Source organism: Paenibacillus sp. CCS19 (assembly GCF_033239625.1).
Classification (GTDB): domain Bacteria; phylum Bacillota; class Bacilli; order Paenibacillales; family Paenibacillaceae; genus Paenibacillus_T.
This window is the reverse complement of sequence record NZ_BTCK01000011.1, coordinates 42618-59579: the sequence shown is the minus strand read 5'-3', so window position 1 is coordinate 59579 and position 16962 is coordinate 42618. Positions and strand designations below refer to the sequence as shown.

Here is a 16962-nt window from a genome sequence, read left to right as displayed (position 1 = left end):
TTAGTTTACCCCTTCCAGAAGGAGAGACTCTTCAATTTTGAATACGTGGGCATTCATAACACATCGCTCTGCAAGTGTAACCTTTCGCCTTGTTTCACTTGCTCCTAGATGGTATAAACCTCTGTTTGCAAGCTCATTAAGAACTGCGTTCAACATTTTAGTGTTACGAACTCCAACTATCTCTTGCAAGTGTGTCTCAACGATAGCTACAGTAAGTCCTCCATATTTTTTCCTTGCCGCACGATCATCTAAGATAGCGCCATGACAATCATCTTTCTTAAAACTATTACAACTTCTGTCTGGGAAAACGGAACGGTTATCAATAACGTGTTCGATTATCATGTTGTATACTTTTTCAACTGTATTTGCGTCAACAGAATCGGATGTCTCCGCAATGTGCTGCTTATAATGACCATTGTCAGTTGAGATTACTGTTGGTCCGGCTACTTTCAAACAGTCTACGTATTCAATTAGCGCTTGAATCTCATCAGGAACAAATCTTCCTCTATTAACAAGCTCCCTGATAATTTTCTTTTGACTCTTTTGGTCATACAAGTCAGAAGGAAGGAAGAAAACTGGCTTTGTCGTGCCACCAGTACTTTTCATCTTAATGACGAACACTTTGCCCTCGTATTCTGGATGCTCCTCTAACAAGATTTCAACATCCCAATCATTTTCAATACTTTCACGAATAGACTCGGGGATATTCACCTTAGGAATGCCATCACCACTATCTGCAATAACTGTTCCTTCTTCTGAGGGCAGCTTCCCTGATAATACTTTTGGTGTTTCCTTCTTCTTCGCCATTTCTAAAGCACCTCGCATGTGAATTTTGGATTCACATACTGAGTGATCACCTCTTGAAAAATTACCGTAAAAAATACTTAAAGACACCCAACTTCAAATTGAAATTGAGTTCGTGTCCAAATTATCCTTTGCTAGGTTACTGCTATGTAAGATAGGGAGAATGGGTGAATGGGTCAGATCGGCAAAGTGGGTAGAAGAAGGAACACAACTTTAAGGTCGAATTGAGGTGAAATTATTATTGAGGTTGGACTTTATTGGTTTTGAGCATATCTCTGCTAATGACTATGTTTAGGATCTTATATCAACTGTTAAAGTGGAACGAACTTCGAATTCGGTTTACAGATTTTCAGAAAGGGCTAAAAGAAAAACGGACTTCGTTTTGTCGGCGGCATGAAATAATCGGAACATAAAAAGAAACTGGCGATTTTGTCGCCAGCTTCTAGCCTAGATACCCCTTAAGTAAAAAGAGTGCGGGACAGCTCGGAGTATTTAATAAAAATGTCGCTTACCTCTGGATGCGGCGTGAAGCTCGAGACTTCGAGCTGACCATACACCTCTTTTACTTCGTAGATAGCTACCTCAAAGGGCAAATTATTCGACGTGAAGAAATCCTCAACCTCGGTGAACATCTGATCGAGAAGCTGCAAGACTGGCTCCGGGAATTGCCACGGCTGCACATCATAGAAGCCTTCGTCCGGATCAATTTCAGGAACTACTGGTACTGTCCACGGATGGCGGTGATATAGCAAGATCTCATTCAGCTTTGGCATTTTTAGTCCCTCCCAAAAGAATAGTGGCTTGTATTCTAACTTGGAAGTGTGGATAAGGGAAGCGTTTGAGGGGCGTGATTTCAGAGGAAAAAAAAGAAGCTGCCGATTGGCAGCTTCAGTGGGAACCCCCTGCTCATTGGACATTGCTAAAAGTGTCGAGGACGGAGACGTTGGTTGCTAGGAACTGCGGTTGCTGTACTCCGATTTGACCAGTGGAGCTGTCAGCAGTCATCTGAGCGTTGCCTACTTTGAGTTGAAGCTTGGTGAAGCCAGGTAAGCCTACACTGAAGAATTTGGTCTTATCTACCGGAGTCGCAAGATCAGAGTTCATCTCCATCGGAAGCTTGTCCGCATATTGATAGCTCGGGAGGGCGAAAGTCGTAACATGTTCCCTTACTACTAATAAGCTTGAGTCCTCCGAATACCATCCTTTACCGACTGCGATATCAATCGAGCCGCGAACGGCTGCTGCAAGGGATGCGAACTTCGCTTCGGTGAGCTTGTCGCCGCTGCCCGATTCGAAAGTGGAGAACACATTAACTGCGGTAGAGATGTGCATCCGTTCAAGTGCATTTTTCAAATCTTCGGACAAAGCGCTCAGTTCACGCGACCCGTCAACCCCGATTAGCTTTCCGCCGCGCACTTCGAGAACATGGCTTACCACTTTCGTGGACTTCTCTTCAACCGTTAACTTTGATGCTTGACCGCCGTACTCCTTACCTCCAATGACGAACTTGCCGTCTGCATCGAAAGTCACTTGCCACTTGCCTGTTTCTTCATTCTTGGTTGCATATTCAGCCAAGTAGGAATCGTTTATTGCATCTGTGTTGTAGCTCGACGACGGATTCCAACTATTTTTGTAAGCTGAGCTGCCAATGTCCAACGCGAAGGTCTTAATTTCGAGTTCACCCTTGACGTCAAAACTGTTAGTTGTAGCCGAGCCTTTCAGAATTACATCTTTGTTCGAGTTTAATCGTGTTGCTAGGGCTTTCGCTGCAGAATCGGTTGCTGTACTCAAGCCTGTTACCGAAGGGTTGATCTCGAGTCCGATGAATTTTGCCTGATTGTAGCTTACAGCCTGAATTGCTCTTGGCTTTTCACCTGCTGTAAATGCAACGCTTGTATTTCCGGAAGTATCATCATACCCCATCATGACTTCGGGATATACCGAAAACGAATCTTGGCTCTGCTTGGACTGCCAGTAAAGTCCGTTCGTGGATTCTGAAGTCGGATCAAACTTCTTGTTTGGCTTACTGTCACTCGGAGTATAATGCTTAAATCGTGCTAAAACATCATAATCTGCTGTACGAGTTCTTTGGGAAGCTGTTCCCGACCAAGTATACGGATATGACCAACAACCATTTTCACCACAAGCTGTTCCCCATCTGGTTTCACTGTAACTAAAAGTAGCGGCAGAGCTCTTTACCCCGTATTTGAACTCCTGGGATTTATAAACAACTGACTTGTCATCAACTACACCTTTACTTCCCGCACCAATCTTACCTGTGAATAAGCTAAAATTGTTCACCCAGTCAGCCAGCTTCGTATTGAACACCGATCCGTTATCCTTAACTGCGAGAAAATCGCCAGTCTCATTAAACGAAGCAGATGTGCTGTATGGCGTAATGCTCTTAGTTGGTGTGTCGTTAAATAACTTAGCGCGGCTGACGCCCCAAGGTGTGGCATTAGGATCAACCAATCCGAACGTCAACATATCGGATGGAGAAAGTCTTGGGTTTTTGAACGTTTGAGCAGGTAGGCTTAGTGCGAATTGAGACTTATTTGTTTCTTTAGGAGAAATGTTCGACCAATACTGCGAGAGCTTCCATTCTGGAACCTCGAATTTGACATCAATTGGTTCGCCGGGGATGTCCTCTTTAGCTTTTACAAGCAATGTGAGCTTCGCATTAGAAGAACCATTGGAGTCCGCATATTTGTTCTCAACAGAGGATACCCCGTCTCCACCTAGATACTTGTTCAGGTCTAATGGACTCGGTGTGTCATATCCTAGCTCAATTGACCATGTGTTGGAACTGGCATCTGTGGGTAAGGAAATGAACCCCTCCCTGCCCTTCGCTGCTACCTCAAGCTTGTCCTTGTTCATGTTTTCGTTATCCTTTTTATCAACAAGGGTGAATTGAGCTGATTCTTCGGGTAAGATCTCGTAAGTCTTACCTGCATGGTTTATCATCATGCTGTCAGTTATAAAGAACTCCTCTGTTTGGTCCATCTCAAATAGGTACCTTTTGTTTTTCTCAGCCCAACCCCTTACTGGCTCAGTGAACACTTCGCCAGTCGGATTGCCGTTCTTATCGACTACCGTGACTTTGACTTCTGCTTCAATTGCAGGAGTGTTTGCAAAACTGCCTGCGTTCCACATCTGGATACCCCATCCACCGAAGGGATTGACCGATACATCATCGGATAATGTTACTTTTTCTGTTACCGGCTTTAGGGTCTTAGCGTAGTTATCACGCATGTAGGTGCGGAAGCTGAATGGAAGATTGCCGTTCTCAGCATACGGCGAGTTGGCTCCCATTAAGGAAGTAGATGCGCCGCCGTGGGTTACGGCTTCAGCCTCACGATTGGCACTCAGGTTTTGGACCGTTTTGTTTGTCGGCTTGGCGGCTTTTTGAATGTCCAAATACCACGCTGTCGCATCGTGGGAAGGCATGAAGCCGAAGTCGCGGCTCGTGTAACCCCTACCGTCCTTTACTGAAATACCTACTACTGTTTGGAACAGCAAGGTGAGCTTGTTCGCCTTGAATGCAGAATATAGTTGGCTTTCAAAGTCCGTGAAGTCTTCGCCTGATAAAATTTTGCGTTCCTTGATTAGCTTTAGGTAATCGCTTAAGATCATGCTCTGGTTGATCTGGCTGTCGATATCAGGTTGACCGTCTTTCACAATGTAACTCTCAAGGATGCTCTTCAAGGTCGAACCCACTGGCTTACTGCCATCAGATCCGGCAAGGTTCCTACTTGGATTGTCAGGATCGATTGAAATGAGCGCCTTGCCCATAACTTGCTCGAAGTAGTTACTGCTCGACTTGGCTTCATCAGCATGCTTGAGTGTCTTGTTCATCAAGGCACTGTGGCTTAAGATAGCCTCACTTCCAAAGTACAAGGGATTGTTGCCGTAAAGCGTCAGAATCCCATCTTCGGAGGTATACCCCAGTAGACCGCTGCCTTCCTTACGGAACAAATTGTCGGATTCCTTGTTGGGGGAGATATACAGCATGGTCTTTTCTAGGTCGTGGCTGAACTTGAATGAATCTTCAAGTTCGTCGACAGAAGCTACCTCGCTGAGAAGCCCATCCGGGTTGGCGATGAAGCCTACTTCCAATACGGCGACTCTGTCTGAGGTCTGAAAATCGCCAGCGGCAGTGACTGACGTTGCACCGCCAGTCGAAGCGTTTACCCCTCCCACACCAGCTGAAGCTGCCTGAACCTTAGTGGGAGCGATGATACCAGCAAAAGAGGAAGCTACCAGTGCTGTAGACAACAAGACCTTCATAGCAGAATTCTTAACTCTCATTTTTCTTCTTCCTTCCCCTGTAAAGTACGAATGTTACTGCCGCGCCAATTAGAGATGCCGTGAACAGGAACACATCTCGAACTATGGAGTCACCGGTATGAGGGGCTGTAGCCGAACCTCCAAAGACAATACCGGCTCCTAAGACAACCTTCGTTCTCGGTGAGCTTGGATCAATGACAACGGTGTCGATCTTGCCAGTCTCGTTGTCCTTAACCATGAACGATTGACCTGGGGTGACCCCGAAGGCAATGACATCTTTACCTTCATATTTCTTATCAGCGATACTCTCCACATTGATAACTGAGAAATTGAACGGGGCGCCATCTTTGTCGATCTCAAGGGTGTATTTCGGCTTCAACTTAATATCGAGGGTCGCAGAGCCGTCTTTGATGGTCAGGGAATCTGATTCAATTGATGCAACTGAGTACTCGCTTGTAACGGCAACCTTGTAGGTTCCATTTGGCAGACCGGAGATAGTACTATTGCTGGGGTCGATGGTGAAAGTGCTTGCAACCCCTTCCGAGGACGTTAGGGTTACATCTACTTGTGTCCACGATGTGCTGAGGTCGGTGTTACCGACTGGCGATAAGTTGAGCTTCACTTCTGAGTGTTGGGTGGCTGGCTCATTTTGAAATACCACTGGAATCGTGATTGTCTCTTTCTGTTCTCCTGTCACGACTGCTTGCGGAAGCTCAACCTCGGCTTTGGACGAACCGTTTACGACCTTGCCGGGCGAAGATATAAGGAACTTCCAAGTCAGCTTGTCGCGGTCGATCCAGACCATACCATCATCGCCTGAAGTGAGCTTTAGAGTTCCCTTGTTGTTTGAGAGTTTGATCTCAACTGGGGCTTTCTTCAGCGGAGAGCCGGACTCCGTTTGGAGCATTAGACCGACCTTCTTGCTGTCGGTTTGCAATGACGCCTTGATCGGATGAAGGCTTGTAGCGGTCAAATCGCTGATCAGCATCTCGCTACCTTCCTCGCCCTCGAAATAAGTAAAACTGTCGATTAGGAATGAGTAGCTCGTATTAACCTTAAGGTCATTGATAGTAAACTGCCTGTTTTCGTTCGGTTTCTCGCTTCGGAACTTGATATACTGGATGTTGCTGTCTGCTTTGCGAAGGATAAAAGCAAGTTGGTCGTCAAGCTTGAACCCCTCAGGATGGTTGAAAACTAGGTGATAGACACCCTTCTGCTTATCGTAATTCTCACTGTTACCAGCTGCGGAGCTGATCAACTTGTTGTCATGCACCGACCACAGCTCCAAGGTGAACTCAGGGATATACGCTTGGTTGCTATGTGCGACATCCAAATGGATACCATCTGTTACTGTTCTACTCGTGTTGTCGGTGGTTAACTGCATTGGTACTGTTTTAAGTGATTCATCTGGCGCAGGTGAAGCTGTAGATTGGATTGCCGTGGGGCTTGCTTGCGGTTGAGGGTCTGCTGCCGAAACCGCAGATGCAGCTAGGGCTGAAGCTAAGGTCAAGGTTGCTATGGCGAGTGGCTTCTTCATTAACCGTTTCCTCCTTCTGTTGGTTGACTAATGGATTGTTCTTTGATTCAATAGCTATCCTTGATTACTGTCTTTTTTATCTGTCATAAGGTGTTGAAATTGAAAATGACTCCAGCAAAGCAAAAAGCGATGTCCCGAAAGACACCGCTTGCTTAACCGATCAAAGAATTATAAAGTTGAGCGACCAAATGTAGGGTCGGATATGATTGCTGACCCATTTATTAAGGCTGCTTTTACATCTACCTTTTCAAAAGCCCCTGCTGCCGTCCTAAACCATGAGTCACCAATCTTAATCAACACCTCTGCATGATTTGTAGCACCAATAATAGCGGTGTTATATCCCATTGCATCGAATACAACTGAATAAACCTCAGCTTCGGCATCACAGTCGCTTCGGTTATACAGCAAACTATCTGCTGCCGAGGATGGCGTGCCATCTCCTGGATTATCTTTTCCTTGTATCAACTCGCCCGCAGTGATCATTATCTTATAAGCCCTGACGATTTCGTCCTTACTTATACCTGCATTGACCAAATCCAATATGGAGTTTTCAGCCTGCTTTAATCCCCTGTTTTGCACCGAACGATCACGCGTATCTCCAGACCATCTTGCTCCGTCTAAAAACTGATAAAAATATTGTGAGTATTGTTCCCCGCCGAATACTACATCTTCATACCCCTCTAATGCTTCATCGACGATCTTCATAACAGCATCATATTCGGTTTGATTAGCACTACCGTATGTGTGTTTTCCGTATAATACTTTAATTTTGCCGACCATTTGTCCAGTTGGACTTGTTGAAACTCTCGAACTGGTTACGGTCTCAATATAGGCTGTTTGGGTAGCATTATCCCATTTCACCGTTCCGCCAAAGGCTTCTGATACGAAGCGCAAGGGAACCATTGTAAAGCCGTTAATCTTCGTTGATGGTGCTGGCAACTTCACTGTCTTACCGTTTACGTAAGCTGTATCGCTGCCTACCTTGAGAATGATCTCAGTTGAGCCTTTGGTTGCGGTGACAGTCTCCGTATGAACGTTCCAAATGACCTTAGCACCTAATGATTCGAATATACCCCTGAGTGGGACAAGAGTGCTGCCACTCTGGATTACTGGTGGTTGATGGTAGGTTTGCTTGGTGCCGTCAATTACTACGGAAGTGGTGGGATCTTCCGCTGCGAGGGTCTTTACCTCGTTCTTTTTACTAACTGTCGACTGGGCAGCATAATCCAAGTTAGTTTCCATTCCCGTACTTTGCTTAATCCTTGCGATGGTCTCGGTTATAGTTCCGCCGGATCTAAGAGTCGAAAGCCCATCTGATCCATAAAGTTTGGCTACCTTCTCGGTTTCTTGAATGATTGGTTTTAACGAAGCTACATCTGAAAAGCCAAAGGGAGAGCTCGCCTTCGCATCAATCTTTTCAAGGCTATCCAATATATTTGTCAGTGCTATAGGTGTCCAGCCTGACTCTTTGATAACTTTAACAGCAAGACATAGATTGGCAATTAAAGCTTGTTCATCTTCCTGATAATTAACAATTTGCTGCGCCGCGGCGACTGGTTGGGTGGTCGGGTTAGATGTTGCTGCCGAAGCCATATTTACCCCGCTGAAAGCAAATGCCCCAAGCAACACTGAACCGATCAACATACTTTTTATGACGAAGCTGAATGTTCGCTTGGCAGATTTCTGCCTAGAATAAACTGTGGTCATATGAACCTGGGTCTCATTATTAATGTTGCGGGTATCAGCCCATTTTACCATTAGACTCATCCCTCTCATATTGGATTTACTGCTTATACCAAGTTGTAAATTTTCTTAGAAATTCAGTGCTGAAGTTTCATGAATTTTTTAACTTAAAATAAAACGGATCGCCTTATATCGTGATGGCGATCCGTTAGTCTAAATTATTTAATTGACTGTCCTTTCGGTAATACGATTAAAGCAGTTATCACAAATTACTTTCCAACAACCTACCTGCTGCCGAAGCTCACCACGATCACCGCATTTTTCACAAGTCCCTATGGAGCGCTCTTGGTATTTGACGATCAAATCAGAAACTTCGGGAAGAGGATTTCGAGTGTAGATACTCAATGCACCGAATTTTTGCTTGATCTGGGCGAAATCCACGGACACCTCAAGAGCCTTCGCATGGTAAACCCCTTCAATATCGAAGAATAGTTCATGAATCAAATTATACCAGCCATCTCCGATATCGAAACCGTATCGAGACCAAAGGTTATCTGCTTCCTGAGGAGCTCTTGTCCAAGGGAACCGTTCAAAGAGTTGCTGTTGAAGTTCTTTCCTCACAATTATTCTCTCCCTCTTATCTTCATCCCTGACTGACTTAAATATAGGTCTGCGATCTTTGAATTGATACCATTTCCTGTGATTGACCCAAAATCCCAAATGAAATAATTTAACAAATAGAAAGCAGGTTAGCCGAAAGGTTTTGAAGATATTGTAAATTTATTTGTGTATTCTAGCGTACTTGTTTTAACTGTTCAAGTGTTTTCAGATAGAGATTTGAAATTTATCTCAAAATAAAACGCAGCTCTCCCGATGCGAATGTTAATGCCCGTTTCCTTCATAACACGCATTCTCATATGTTGATCCAGTTCTGACAGGAATTTCTCCTGTTGATACTCAGTGAGCTTTAACTTGGTCAACTTCAATTGCCTTTATGTCGTGTTCCAACACATCAAGCATTACCGGAAGTATGATGCTGTCTTTAACCAATTGAATGTCATCTTCGGATTATAGAGGTGCAGGACTCATGAGATACCCCAAGCTAGGATCGACTGCGCCGCGAGTATACGAACAAGTTTACATACTCGCGCCGCATTTTGACTAAAGCAAAATGCCTTTTGAGTATTGCCTTGAATAGACCGCACCTGTATCTTCCGCTGTGTGATTCGATTAGTGCGGTCAATATATACAACTCTCAATTTGCATACCCCATACACTTTGAAGGGATAGGATCATGTCTCACCAATAAACAGAACATTTGTTCCCATCCTTTATAATACTCATTGCAAGAACAAATATTCGTATTGGCAATGGCGAAATTTTTCTCAAAATCATGAAATAAAAAAATGATCCCCTGTGGAGGATCACCTATGTATGAACTTCTATGACTCGAAAGGATTCAGTTAACGAAAGTAACAAAAAAAAAACGGCATTTCTGCCGTTTTGGTTGAAGGTGTTGGTGGAGAATAGGGGGCTCGAACCCCTGACCTCTTCGCTGCCAGCGAAGCGCTCTCCCAGACTGAGCTAATTCCCCACGTATTAGTTCTTAGTACTTTATTTTGGGTGCTAAACTGGTAAGAGTGTTCTCCCAGCTGAGCTAAGGCCCCGTGAGCTGCGTAACGCAGCCAAATGTCATCATTAGGAAAATATTAGCATGCAGCTAAGAAAAGTGTCAATCTACATTCTCTATTGACTGATCACGCTAACTTCATCCCATTTGACCCGCCATTCTAGTCCTTCGATCCGCCGATACCGCCGATACCGCTTGCTCCACCCGTCAATGGGTGCTTGGATAGCAGCGAGTTGAGTTCCTTCATGAACATGTCGATGTCCTTGAATTGGCGGTATACCGAGGCGAAGCGGACGTATGCGACTTCGTCGACCGGATAGAGCTGCTGCATGACAAGCTCGCCGATAATACGGCTCTCGATCTCAGCGTGTGCCGTCGTGCGAAGCTCCTTCTCGACCTCCGAGACGACGACTTCCAGCTTCTCCGCAGGAACTGGACGCTTCTCGCATGCGCGAATAAGTCCGCGCAGCAGCTTCTCGCGGCTGAATTCTTCGCGGCTTCCGTCCTTCTTAATTACGATGAGCGGTGTTTCCTCGATCATCTCGAAAGTCGTGAAGCGGCGGCTGCACTTCTCGCATTCACGTCTGCGACGAATCGATTTGTTCTCGTTAGCCGGCCTCGAATCGAGCACCTTGGAGCCGGCGTAATCACAATATGGACATCTCATATAAGGAATCCTCCAAGACGCTAGGTCAACTTTTTTTGCAATTCCATTCGTTTCCTGTAATGAAGTTTGTAATAACGCACATAATACAGTTACCAACCGCAAGGAGGTGAACGACAATGAGCCAAGGTAACAGCAACCAACTCGTAGTACCACAAGCTTCTGCTGCACTCGACCAACTGAAATATGAGGTTGCAGCTGAACTGGGTATCTCCCTTTCGCAAGACGGCTACTACGGTAACCTCACGACGAAAGACGCAGGCTCCATCGGGGGCAGCATCACTCGTAAGCTCGTGCAAATCGCTGAGCAATCGCTCGCAGGCACGACTCGCTAATGTCTTCTAGACATGCTTGGGACAGCGCCCACTAAGACGAACCGTCTTGGTGGGCTTGTCCATGACACCCTCACCAACTACGCTGTACCTTCACCTCAAAGCAGCATGCACGCTCGCTCAAGCCTTCCTAACCGACTTTCTGCTCAGCGAACTCCGGATACAATTGTTTATATTTATTATAATAATAAAATACCCGTTGTACATAGTGCCGCGTCTCGCCATAAGGAATATTGCTTACCGATTCCTTGGTACCGTCCCACGTCCCGTTGTTCAGCCATTTGCTTACATTGCCCGGTCCTGCATTGTAAGCGGCTACCGCAACGGTTGTGTTGTCGTTAAACTGTTTATGCAAGCTGCTCAAGTACCAAGATCCAATCTGGATACTTACATCTGCACGGTGCCGGAGCGTATCCTCTGACACGTTCGCGAATCCTGCCTTCTGTATAATCCAGTCAGCCGTATCCGGCATAATCTGCATCAAACCAAGGGCGCCTTTCTTGGATTCCTTGCCTGTCGAGAAATTCGTCTCTACCCGGATGATCGCTGCAATAAGCAGCGGATCAAGATCGTAATTCAACGCGCTGGCCCGTATATCTGCTTGGTAGTGAATCGGATACATCCATTTGCCTATCCAATCCGATCGGATGAACAGGAATGCAAGGAACCCAATGATGAGCAGCAGAAACAGTCGCTTTCGCTTCCGACGTCGTCTCATAATGACAGCCCCTTCTACTTACGCCTAAGCAGTTCCCATAGCTGCTGAACTTGCTTCCGTGTCTCCTCCAGCGTCCCGCTGTTATCAATGACCCAATCGGCCATACTGCGCTTCTGCTCAATATCCATCTGCAGCCCAATCCGCCTCTCCGCTTCCTCCGCCGACAGTCCGTTGCGATTCATCAACCGCTCCAGCTGTACGTGATGCGGCACATAAACGACGATAACGCCCTCATATGAGGATTGCTGCTTGGTCTCCAATAATAACGGGATATCTGCAACTATGATTGGATTAGCTTCAAGTCGTTCGGCCTGCTCCATCTGCTCTCTCATCCGCTGACGAATGGCTGGATGGGTAATCGCCTCCAGCTCGCGCAAACGTTCAGCTTGTCCGAACACAATGCTGCCCAGCGCCGGCCTGTTCAGTGTTCCATCCTCGCTCAGTACAGCTTGTCCGAACTTCTCTACAATTGCTTGCAGCGCCGGCTCGCCAGGAAGAACGACCTCTCTGGCCACCCGGTCGGCATCGACGATGTGCGCGCCAAGCTCAGTGAGCATTGCTGATACTGTGCTTTTGCCGCAGGCGATGCCGCCGGTTAACCCGATTCTCATACCTGTACCCCTCTCGTCCATGACAGCTAGAACAGCTTTATAATTCCCATCACAATTAGCATCATTCCAGGCAGCGCGGACAATGCCTGCATGCCCCGCCAGCCTGCATATTTGAACCCGACACGCATTCCTGCAACTAGAAATACCGCACTGGATAACGCAATCGCAACAGCCGTCACAGTCGGATGAAGACCGATCATAGCCGCTCCGAGACCAGCGCCGAATGCATCGAAAGATAAGGCAACGCCGAGCAGCACCGCTTCCGATGCCGAGATACTGCCAGACTTATCTACGTCCGCCACTTGCGGCTTACGCAAAATTTGAATGACAATGCCAAGCTGCTTAAGCTCCAAGCTTACGAGGGTTTTGCCGCTGGCTGCATCGTATTCGGACTCTACAGACACAATCGCAGCCTCAGGGATCGAGTCGCTTTCACCTTCGGTTTCTTGTGCACGGTCCCGCTCTCGACTGCGTTTCAGCTGCAGCAGCGCCCATACGCCAATCGCAATAAGAATCGATGCACCAATAATACGGGCAACAACAGGTGACAAGTAGTCCGTAATGAACCCGCCGACTGCCATCGACAGCCAGATCACAATGCCGGAGCAGCAGGCGATAATAATGACGGAAATAATTGGAATTCGGATGCGCCGCAGTCCATACGTTACGCCAACGCCGAAGCCGTCAAGGCTGACGGCGAACGACAGCAGCAGCAGTGAAGCCAAATGCGCGAACAACCGTTGTCCCTCCCCGCTTAAGGACCGTTCCAATCCGCACGCTGACAACGATGCGAACAGCCGTGCGTGGAACAATCGCCTATGTCGATAGACCATCATATGCGGGGATATTGCGCATGTGCCAACCGCAGGTCCGCGGTTAACTCGTCAGATCGGCGTGCACATCCTTAATGAATTTTCGGTGAACTGCCTTTCGGCCGCTTTTGCCGGCCAGCCTTCTTCGCGGAAGCGCCTCGCGGCTTAGGCTGACACTTGGGACAAATATGGGTGCCGCGGCCGCCGAGAACGAACTTCTCGATCGTCGTGCCGCATGTCTGGCAAGGTTCTCCGCCACGTCCATAAGCAAGCAGCGAGTGCTGGAACATCCCCATCTCGCCTTGCCCATTCACATAAGACTTGATAGACGATCCACCCGCTTCAACCGCCCTGCCGAGCGTATCGCGAATCGCATCGTACAATCGAGCCCATTCCGCTGGCTTCAATGAATCAGCGGTACGCTCGGGGTGGAGCCCCGCCAGAAACAGCGCTTCATCCACATAGATGTTGCCAAGACCAACCACATACGCTTGATCCAGCAGCAGCGGCTTCAGCTTGGTCGTTCGTTTGCCTAACACCTCACGCAGCGCTTGCAGCGTGAACGTCTCGCCCAATGGCTCTAGTCCAAGCTTATTCAGCGGGGGCAGTGCCCATTCCTCGCCTGGCGCGAATAAGTCCATCGTGCCGAACTGCCTGACATCCTTATAACGAAGCTCTGTTCCATCTGTAAAATGAAAAATAACATGCGTGTGCGTCTCGATCGGCTCGTCCGCCCGGTAGACACCATACCGTCCCTCCATCCGAAGATGGGAGACGAGAATAAGATCGTCCATGACGATCCGTATAAATTTCCCCCGCCGCTCTACCGAGCGCATCGTCTGTCCGGCTAGCGCGCCAGCGAACTCGACAGGCTCGGAGGGGCGTCTTATAATACGCGGCAAGCTCACCGTAACGTCTTCGATCGTCTTGCCTGCGACCAATTGATTCAATGTTCGGCAGACTGTCTCTACCTCTGGCAATTCTGGCATGTTGTAATCACCTCATTGCCCATTATACCTCATCCGTACGGACAGTTGGATGGCGCATAACATTTTGATACATTCCAATTCCTACTTCGCCTCATACCAGCTATGGCCGTAGCTGACGTCTGCCTTCAGCGGCACGTCAAGCTCAATCGCGCTTTCCATCACTTCTGGCACAAGCTTCTTCATCGTCTCTAATTCATCCTCAGGCACTTCGAAAACAAGTTCGTCATGCACCTGCAGCAGCATGCGGCTCTTCAGTCCGCGAGCGCGAAGCTCTTGATCCATCTTGACCATCGCCAGCTTGATGATGTCAGCAGCCGTACCTTGAATCGGCGTATTCATCGCGGTCCGTTCAGCGAACGAACGCAGGTTGAAGTTCGATGCCTTGATCTCAGGCAGGTAGCGGCGGCGCTCCAACAGCGTCGTCACATAACCGTCGCGGCGCGCCTGCATCACGATGTCGTCCATATACTTGCGAACCCCTTGGAATGCGGTAAAATATTGCTCGATGAACTGTGCCGCTTCCTTCCGCGTGATGCCGAGGTTATTGGACAGACCGAAGTCGCTGATGCCGTACACGATACCGAAGTTAACCGCCTTCGCTTGGCGGCGCATGTTGGAATCGACATCCTCTGGACGAACGCCGAATACGTCTGATGCCGTCTTCGTATGAATGTCCATATCGTGCAGGAACGCTTCCTTAAGCCCCGCGTCGCCCGAAATATGCGCCAATACGCGCAGCTCGATCTGCGAATAGTCGGCAGCGAGCATGTACCAGCCAGGTTCGGACGGTACGAATGCTTTTCGGATCTTGCGGCCTTCCTCAAGTCGAATCGGGATATTCTGCAGGTTCGGGAATTGGCTGCTCAGGCGGCCTGTTGCAGCAATGGTCTGCCGGTAAAACGTATGAATATGTCCCGTATTCGGACGAATCTCCTTCAGCAAGCCTTCCACATAGGTCGATTGCAGCTTGGACAACTGACGGTACATCAGAATCGACGGAATAATATCATGGTACGGCGCCAGCTCCTCGAGCACATCCGCATCCGTAGAGTATCCTGTCTTTGTCTTCTTCTTCACCGGCAAACCAAGCTTCTCAAACAACACTTCGCCAAGCTGCTTCGGCGAGCCGATGTTGAACTCCATGCCGGCCAGTTCATAAATCTTGCCTTTCAGCTCCAGCACGCGGCCTTCCAGTTCGGCGCCAAGCTGTTCGATGACGGATGCATCGGCTTTAATGCCTTGCAGCTCCATGCCGGCAAGCACGCGTGACAATGGCTGCTCCAAGTCGTAATACAACTTGTGCATGCCAGACTGCTCCAGCTCCGTACGCTGCTTGTCCGCCAGACGGCGAACCGCATCGGCTTTCGCAGCGATGAATGCATGCAGCGCTTCTGTTTCCGGCAGCTTGAACTTCGCGCCTTTGCCGAATACGGCTTCGTCGGACGCAACGCTCGGCAGACCGTATTTGCCGCACAAGCCGCTGATCGTCTGCGCAGACTCGGTCGACGTAGGATCGAGCAAATAAGCTGCAAGCTGCACGTCGAACGAAATGCCGCTGATCGGCAATCCGTGCCAAGCGAGCGACAGCTCGACGCGATGCATATCGAAGCCTGACTTCGGCGCGTCTGCTGATGCAAGCCATTCGCGGAAGAAGCCGAGTGCATCCGTCTTTGCTTCATCAAGCGATATCACATGAATCGCGTCAGCAGAAGCAACTGCAATCGCAACCGCTTCGCTCTGATGCGGGTTTTCTCCAATTACTTCGCAGTAGATGCTCTCTGCCCTAGGCAGCGCACTGACCAATGATGCAAGCGCATCATCGTCGTCAGCGGTGACGGTCACAACAACCAGATCAGCAGCTTGCGCAGCGCCTTCCGTGTCGACTGCTTCACCGGTCAGGTCGAGCCGCTCCAACAGCGATTTGAACTCCAGCTTGCGGAACGCTTCCGCGAGTACAGCTTTCTCATAGCCGCTGTACTGCATCTCGTCGACGCCCTTCTCAAGCGGCACTTCGCGGAAAATCGTCGCCAGCTTCTTGCTCATAATGGCGTCGTCCTTGTGCTGCTCGACCTTCTCCTTCATCTTGCCTTTGAGATCGCCGGAATGGTCCAACACGTTCTCGACCGAGCCATATTCATGAAGCATCTTGAGTGCGGTTTTCTCGCCGACACCCGGTATGCCTGGAATGTTATCGGACTTATCGCCCATAAGACCTTTAAGATCAATAATTTGCATTGGCACAAGGCCGTAATCCTCTTGAATCTTGGCTGGGGAGAAGCGCTCAACTTCACTTACACCTTTGCGTGTAATCGCAATCGTAACTTGATCGGAGGCAAGCTGCAGCATATCCTTATCGCCAGATACAACAAGCGCCTCGGCGCCCTGCTCGTCCGCCATCCGCGTCAACGTTCCGATAATATCGTCTGCTTCATAGCCGGACAACTCGAACTGGCTGATCCCGAACGAGGTCAGCAGCTCTTTGATAAGCGGGAACTGTTCGGACAGCTCCGATGGCGTCTTCTGACGCCCGCCTTTGTAATCGCCGTACCCTTCGTGACGGAACGTCACTTTGCCTGCGTCGAAGGCGACCAGCATGTGAGTCGGCTTCTCCTCTTCTAACAGCTTGAGCAGCATCGTCGTGAATCCGTATACTGCATTCGTATGTAGTCCGCTTGCATTCGTCAGCAGCGGCATCGCGTAGAAAGCCCGGTTAGCAATACTGTTGCCGTCGATCAAAATCCACTTTTCCATTGGCGGCATCTCTCCTGCATTTCAATATGATGGTTCCTGCCTATATTGCGCGTTCAAAAAGTTCGGTTTTCAGCACCGAGAAGGTCTTTTTGAACGACCTCTTTTACTGCCTTCTATCATACCATAAACCGAGGCGACTTACCC

General features: G+C 48.4%; 14 protein-coding genes and 1 tRNA gene. 1 reads left to right on the top strand and 14 read right to left on the bottom strand.

The genetic code is table 11. The annotated features are described in order from the left end of the window. The 9 genes from SBI19_RS10340 to nrdR all read right to left on the bottom strand — a co-directional run bounded on the left by SBI19_RS10340 (nucleotide 1) and on the right by nrdR (nucleotide 10608). The gene (locus tag SBI19_RS10340) at nucleotides 1-807 is read right to left on the bottom strand and encodes a hypothetical protein (protein WP_317967697.1); all 807 of its coding nucleotides are present in this window, start codon (nucleotides 805-807) and stop codon (nucleotides 1-3) included. 455 nt (nucleotides 808-1262) lie between these two features. Then, a complete protein-coding gene (locus SBI19_RS10335) occupies nucleotides 1263-1577 on the bottom strand; it encodes a hypothetical protein (protein ID WP_317967695.1) in 315 nt (104 codons plus the stop codon). A 133-nt stretch (nucleotides 1578-1710) separates the two neighbouring features. After that, nucleotides 1711-5112, bottom strand: a complete 3402-nt coding sequence (locus tag SBI19_RS10330) for a hypothetical protein (protein WP_317967693.1) — start codon at nucleotides 5110-5112, stop codon at nucleotides 1711-1713. Continuing rightward, on the bottom strand, nucleotides 5102-6628 hold the full coding sequence (locus SBI19_RS10325) for a hypothetical protein (protein WP_317967691.1): 1527 nt from the start codon (nucleotides 6626-6628) through the stop codon (nucleotides 5102-5104). The genes SBI19_RS10330 and SBI19_RS10325 overlap by 11 nt, the downstream gene beginning before the upstream one ends. Before the next feature lie 168 nt (nucleotides 6629-6796). Continuing rightward, complete coding sequence (locus SBI19_RS10320) at nucleotides 6797-8386, bottom strand: stalk domain-containing protein (RefSeq protein WP_317967689.1); 1590 nt, start codon at nucleotides 8384-8386, stop codon at nucleotides 6797-6799. A 147-nt stretch (nucleotides 8387-8533) separates the two neighbouring features. After that, complete coding sequence (locus SBI19_RS10315; protein WP_317967687.1) at nucleotides 8534-8932, bottom strand: hypothetical protein; 399 nt, start codon at nucleotides 8930-8932, stop codon at nucleotides 8534-8536. Between the two features lie 336 nt (nucleotides 8933-9268). Next, complete coding sequence (locus SBI19_RS29645; protein ID WP_483312271.1) at nucleotides 9269-9367, bottom strand: YhjD family protein; 99 nt, start codon at nucleotides 9365-9367, stop codon at nucleotides 9269-9271. Between the two features lie 461 nt (nucleotides 9368-9828). Next, a tRNA-Ala gene (locus SBI19_RS10310) sits at nucleotides 9829-9905 on the bottom strand. 196 nt (nucleotides 9906-10101) lie between these two features. Continuing rightward, entirely contained in the window at nucleotides 10102-10608 is a 507-nt protein-coding gene (gene nrdR / locus SBI19_RS10305; protein WP_317967685.1) for a transcriptional regulator NrdR, read from the bottom strand. A 116-nt stretch (nucleotides 10609-10724) separates the two neighbouring features. Between nrdR and SBI19_RS10300 the strand changes: the two genes are divergently transcribed. Then, nucleotides 10725-10940 carry an alpha/beta-type small acid-soluble spore protein gene (locus SBI19_RS10300; RefSeq protein ID WP_191204039.1) on the top strand — a complete coding sequence of 72 codons (216 nt, stop codon included), beginning with the start codon at nucleotides 10725-10727 and terminating at the stop codon, nucleotides 10938-10940. Between the two features lie 127 nt (nucleotides 10941-11067). On the opposite strand, the gene SBI19_RS10295 is transcribed toward SBI19_RS10300, so the two are convergent. From SBI19_RS10295 to polA, 5 genes are all read right to left on the bottom strand, one after another. After that, nucleotides 11068-11655, bottom strand: coding sequence for a lytic transglycosylase domain-containing protein (locus SBI19_RS10295; protein ID WP_317967680.1), 588 nt, complete (start codon nucleotides 11653-11655; stop codon nucleotides 11068-11070). A 14-nt stretch (nucleotides 11656-11669) separates the two neighbouring features. Continuing rightward, nucleotides 11670-12266 (bottom strand): dephospho-CoA kinase, encoded by a 597-nt coding sequence (gene coaE / locus SBI19_RS10290; RefSeq protein WP_317967678.1) that lies wholly within the window; start codon nucleotides 12264-12266, stop codon nucleotides 11670-11672. A gap of 26 nt (nucleotides 12267-12292) precedes the next feature. Further along, nucleotides 12293-13003 (bottom strand): sporulation membrane protein YtaF, encoded by a 711-nt coding sequence (gene ytaF / locus SBI19_RS10285; protein ID WP_317967676.1) that lies wholly within the window; start codon nucleotides 13001-13003, stop codon nucleotides 12293-12295. Between the two features lie 167 nt (nucleotides 13004-13170). Then, a complete protein-coding gene (gene mutM / locus SBI19_RS10280; RefSeq protein ID WP_317967674.1) occupies nucleotides 13171-14067 on the bottom strand; it encodes a DNA-formamidopyrimidine glycosylase in 897 nt (298 codons plus the stop codon). An 81-nt stretch (nucleotides 14068-14148) separates the two neighbouring features. Then, entirely contained in the window at nucleotides 14149-16818 is a 2670-nt protein-coding gene (polA, locus tag SBI19_RS10275; protein WP_317967672.1) for a DNA polymerase I, read from the bottom strand. Nucleotides 16819-16962: the final 144 nt, after the last annotated feature.

Coding starts and splice junctions, on each gene's coding strand:
- SBI19_RS10295 (WP_317967680.1), bottom strand. CDS start 11,655: ATGAGACGACGTCGGAAGCGAAAGCGACTGTTTCTGCTGCTCATCATT.
- mutM (WP_317967674.1), bottom strand. CDS start 14,067: ATGCCAGAATTGCCAGAGGTAGAGACAGTCTGCCGAACATTGAATCAA.
- SBI19_RS10335 (WP_317967695.1), bottom strand. CDS start 1,577: ATGCCAAAGCTGAATGAGATCTTGCTATATCACCGCCATCCGTGGACA.
- SBI19_RS10320 (WP_317967689.1), bottom strand. CDS start 8,386: ATGGTAAAATGGGCTGATACCCGCAACATTAATAATGAGACCCAGGTT.
- SBI19_RS10340 (WP_317967697.1), bottom strand. CDS start 807: ATGGCGAAGAAGAAGGAAACACCAAAAGTATTATCAGGGAAGCTGCCC.
- polA (WP_317967672.1), bottom strand. CDS start 16,818: ATGGAAAAGTGGATTTTGATCGACGGCAACAGTATTGCTAACCGGGCT.
- SBI19_RS10325 (WP_317967691.1), bottom strand. CDS start 6,628: ATGAAGAAGCCACTCGCCATAGCAACCTTGACCTTAGCTTCAGCCCTA.
- SBI19_RS10300 (WP_191204039.1), top strand. CDS start 10,725: ATGAGCCAAGGTAACAGCAACCAACTCGTAGTACCACAAGCTTCTGCT.
- nrdR (WP_317967685.1), bottom strand. CDS start 10,608: ATGAGATGTCCATATTGTGATTACGCCGGCTCCAAGGTGCTCGATTCG.
- SBI19_RS10330 (WP_317967693.1), bottom strand. CDS start 5,112: ATGAGAGTTAAGAATTCTGCTATGAAGGTCTTGTTGTCTACAGCACTG.
- coaE (WP_317967678.1), bottom strand. CDS start 12,266: ATGAGAATCGGGTTAACCGGCGGCATCGCCTGCGGCAAAAGCACAGTA.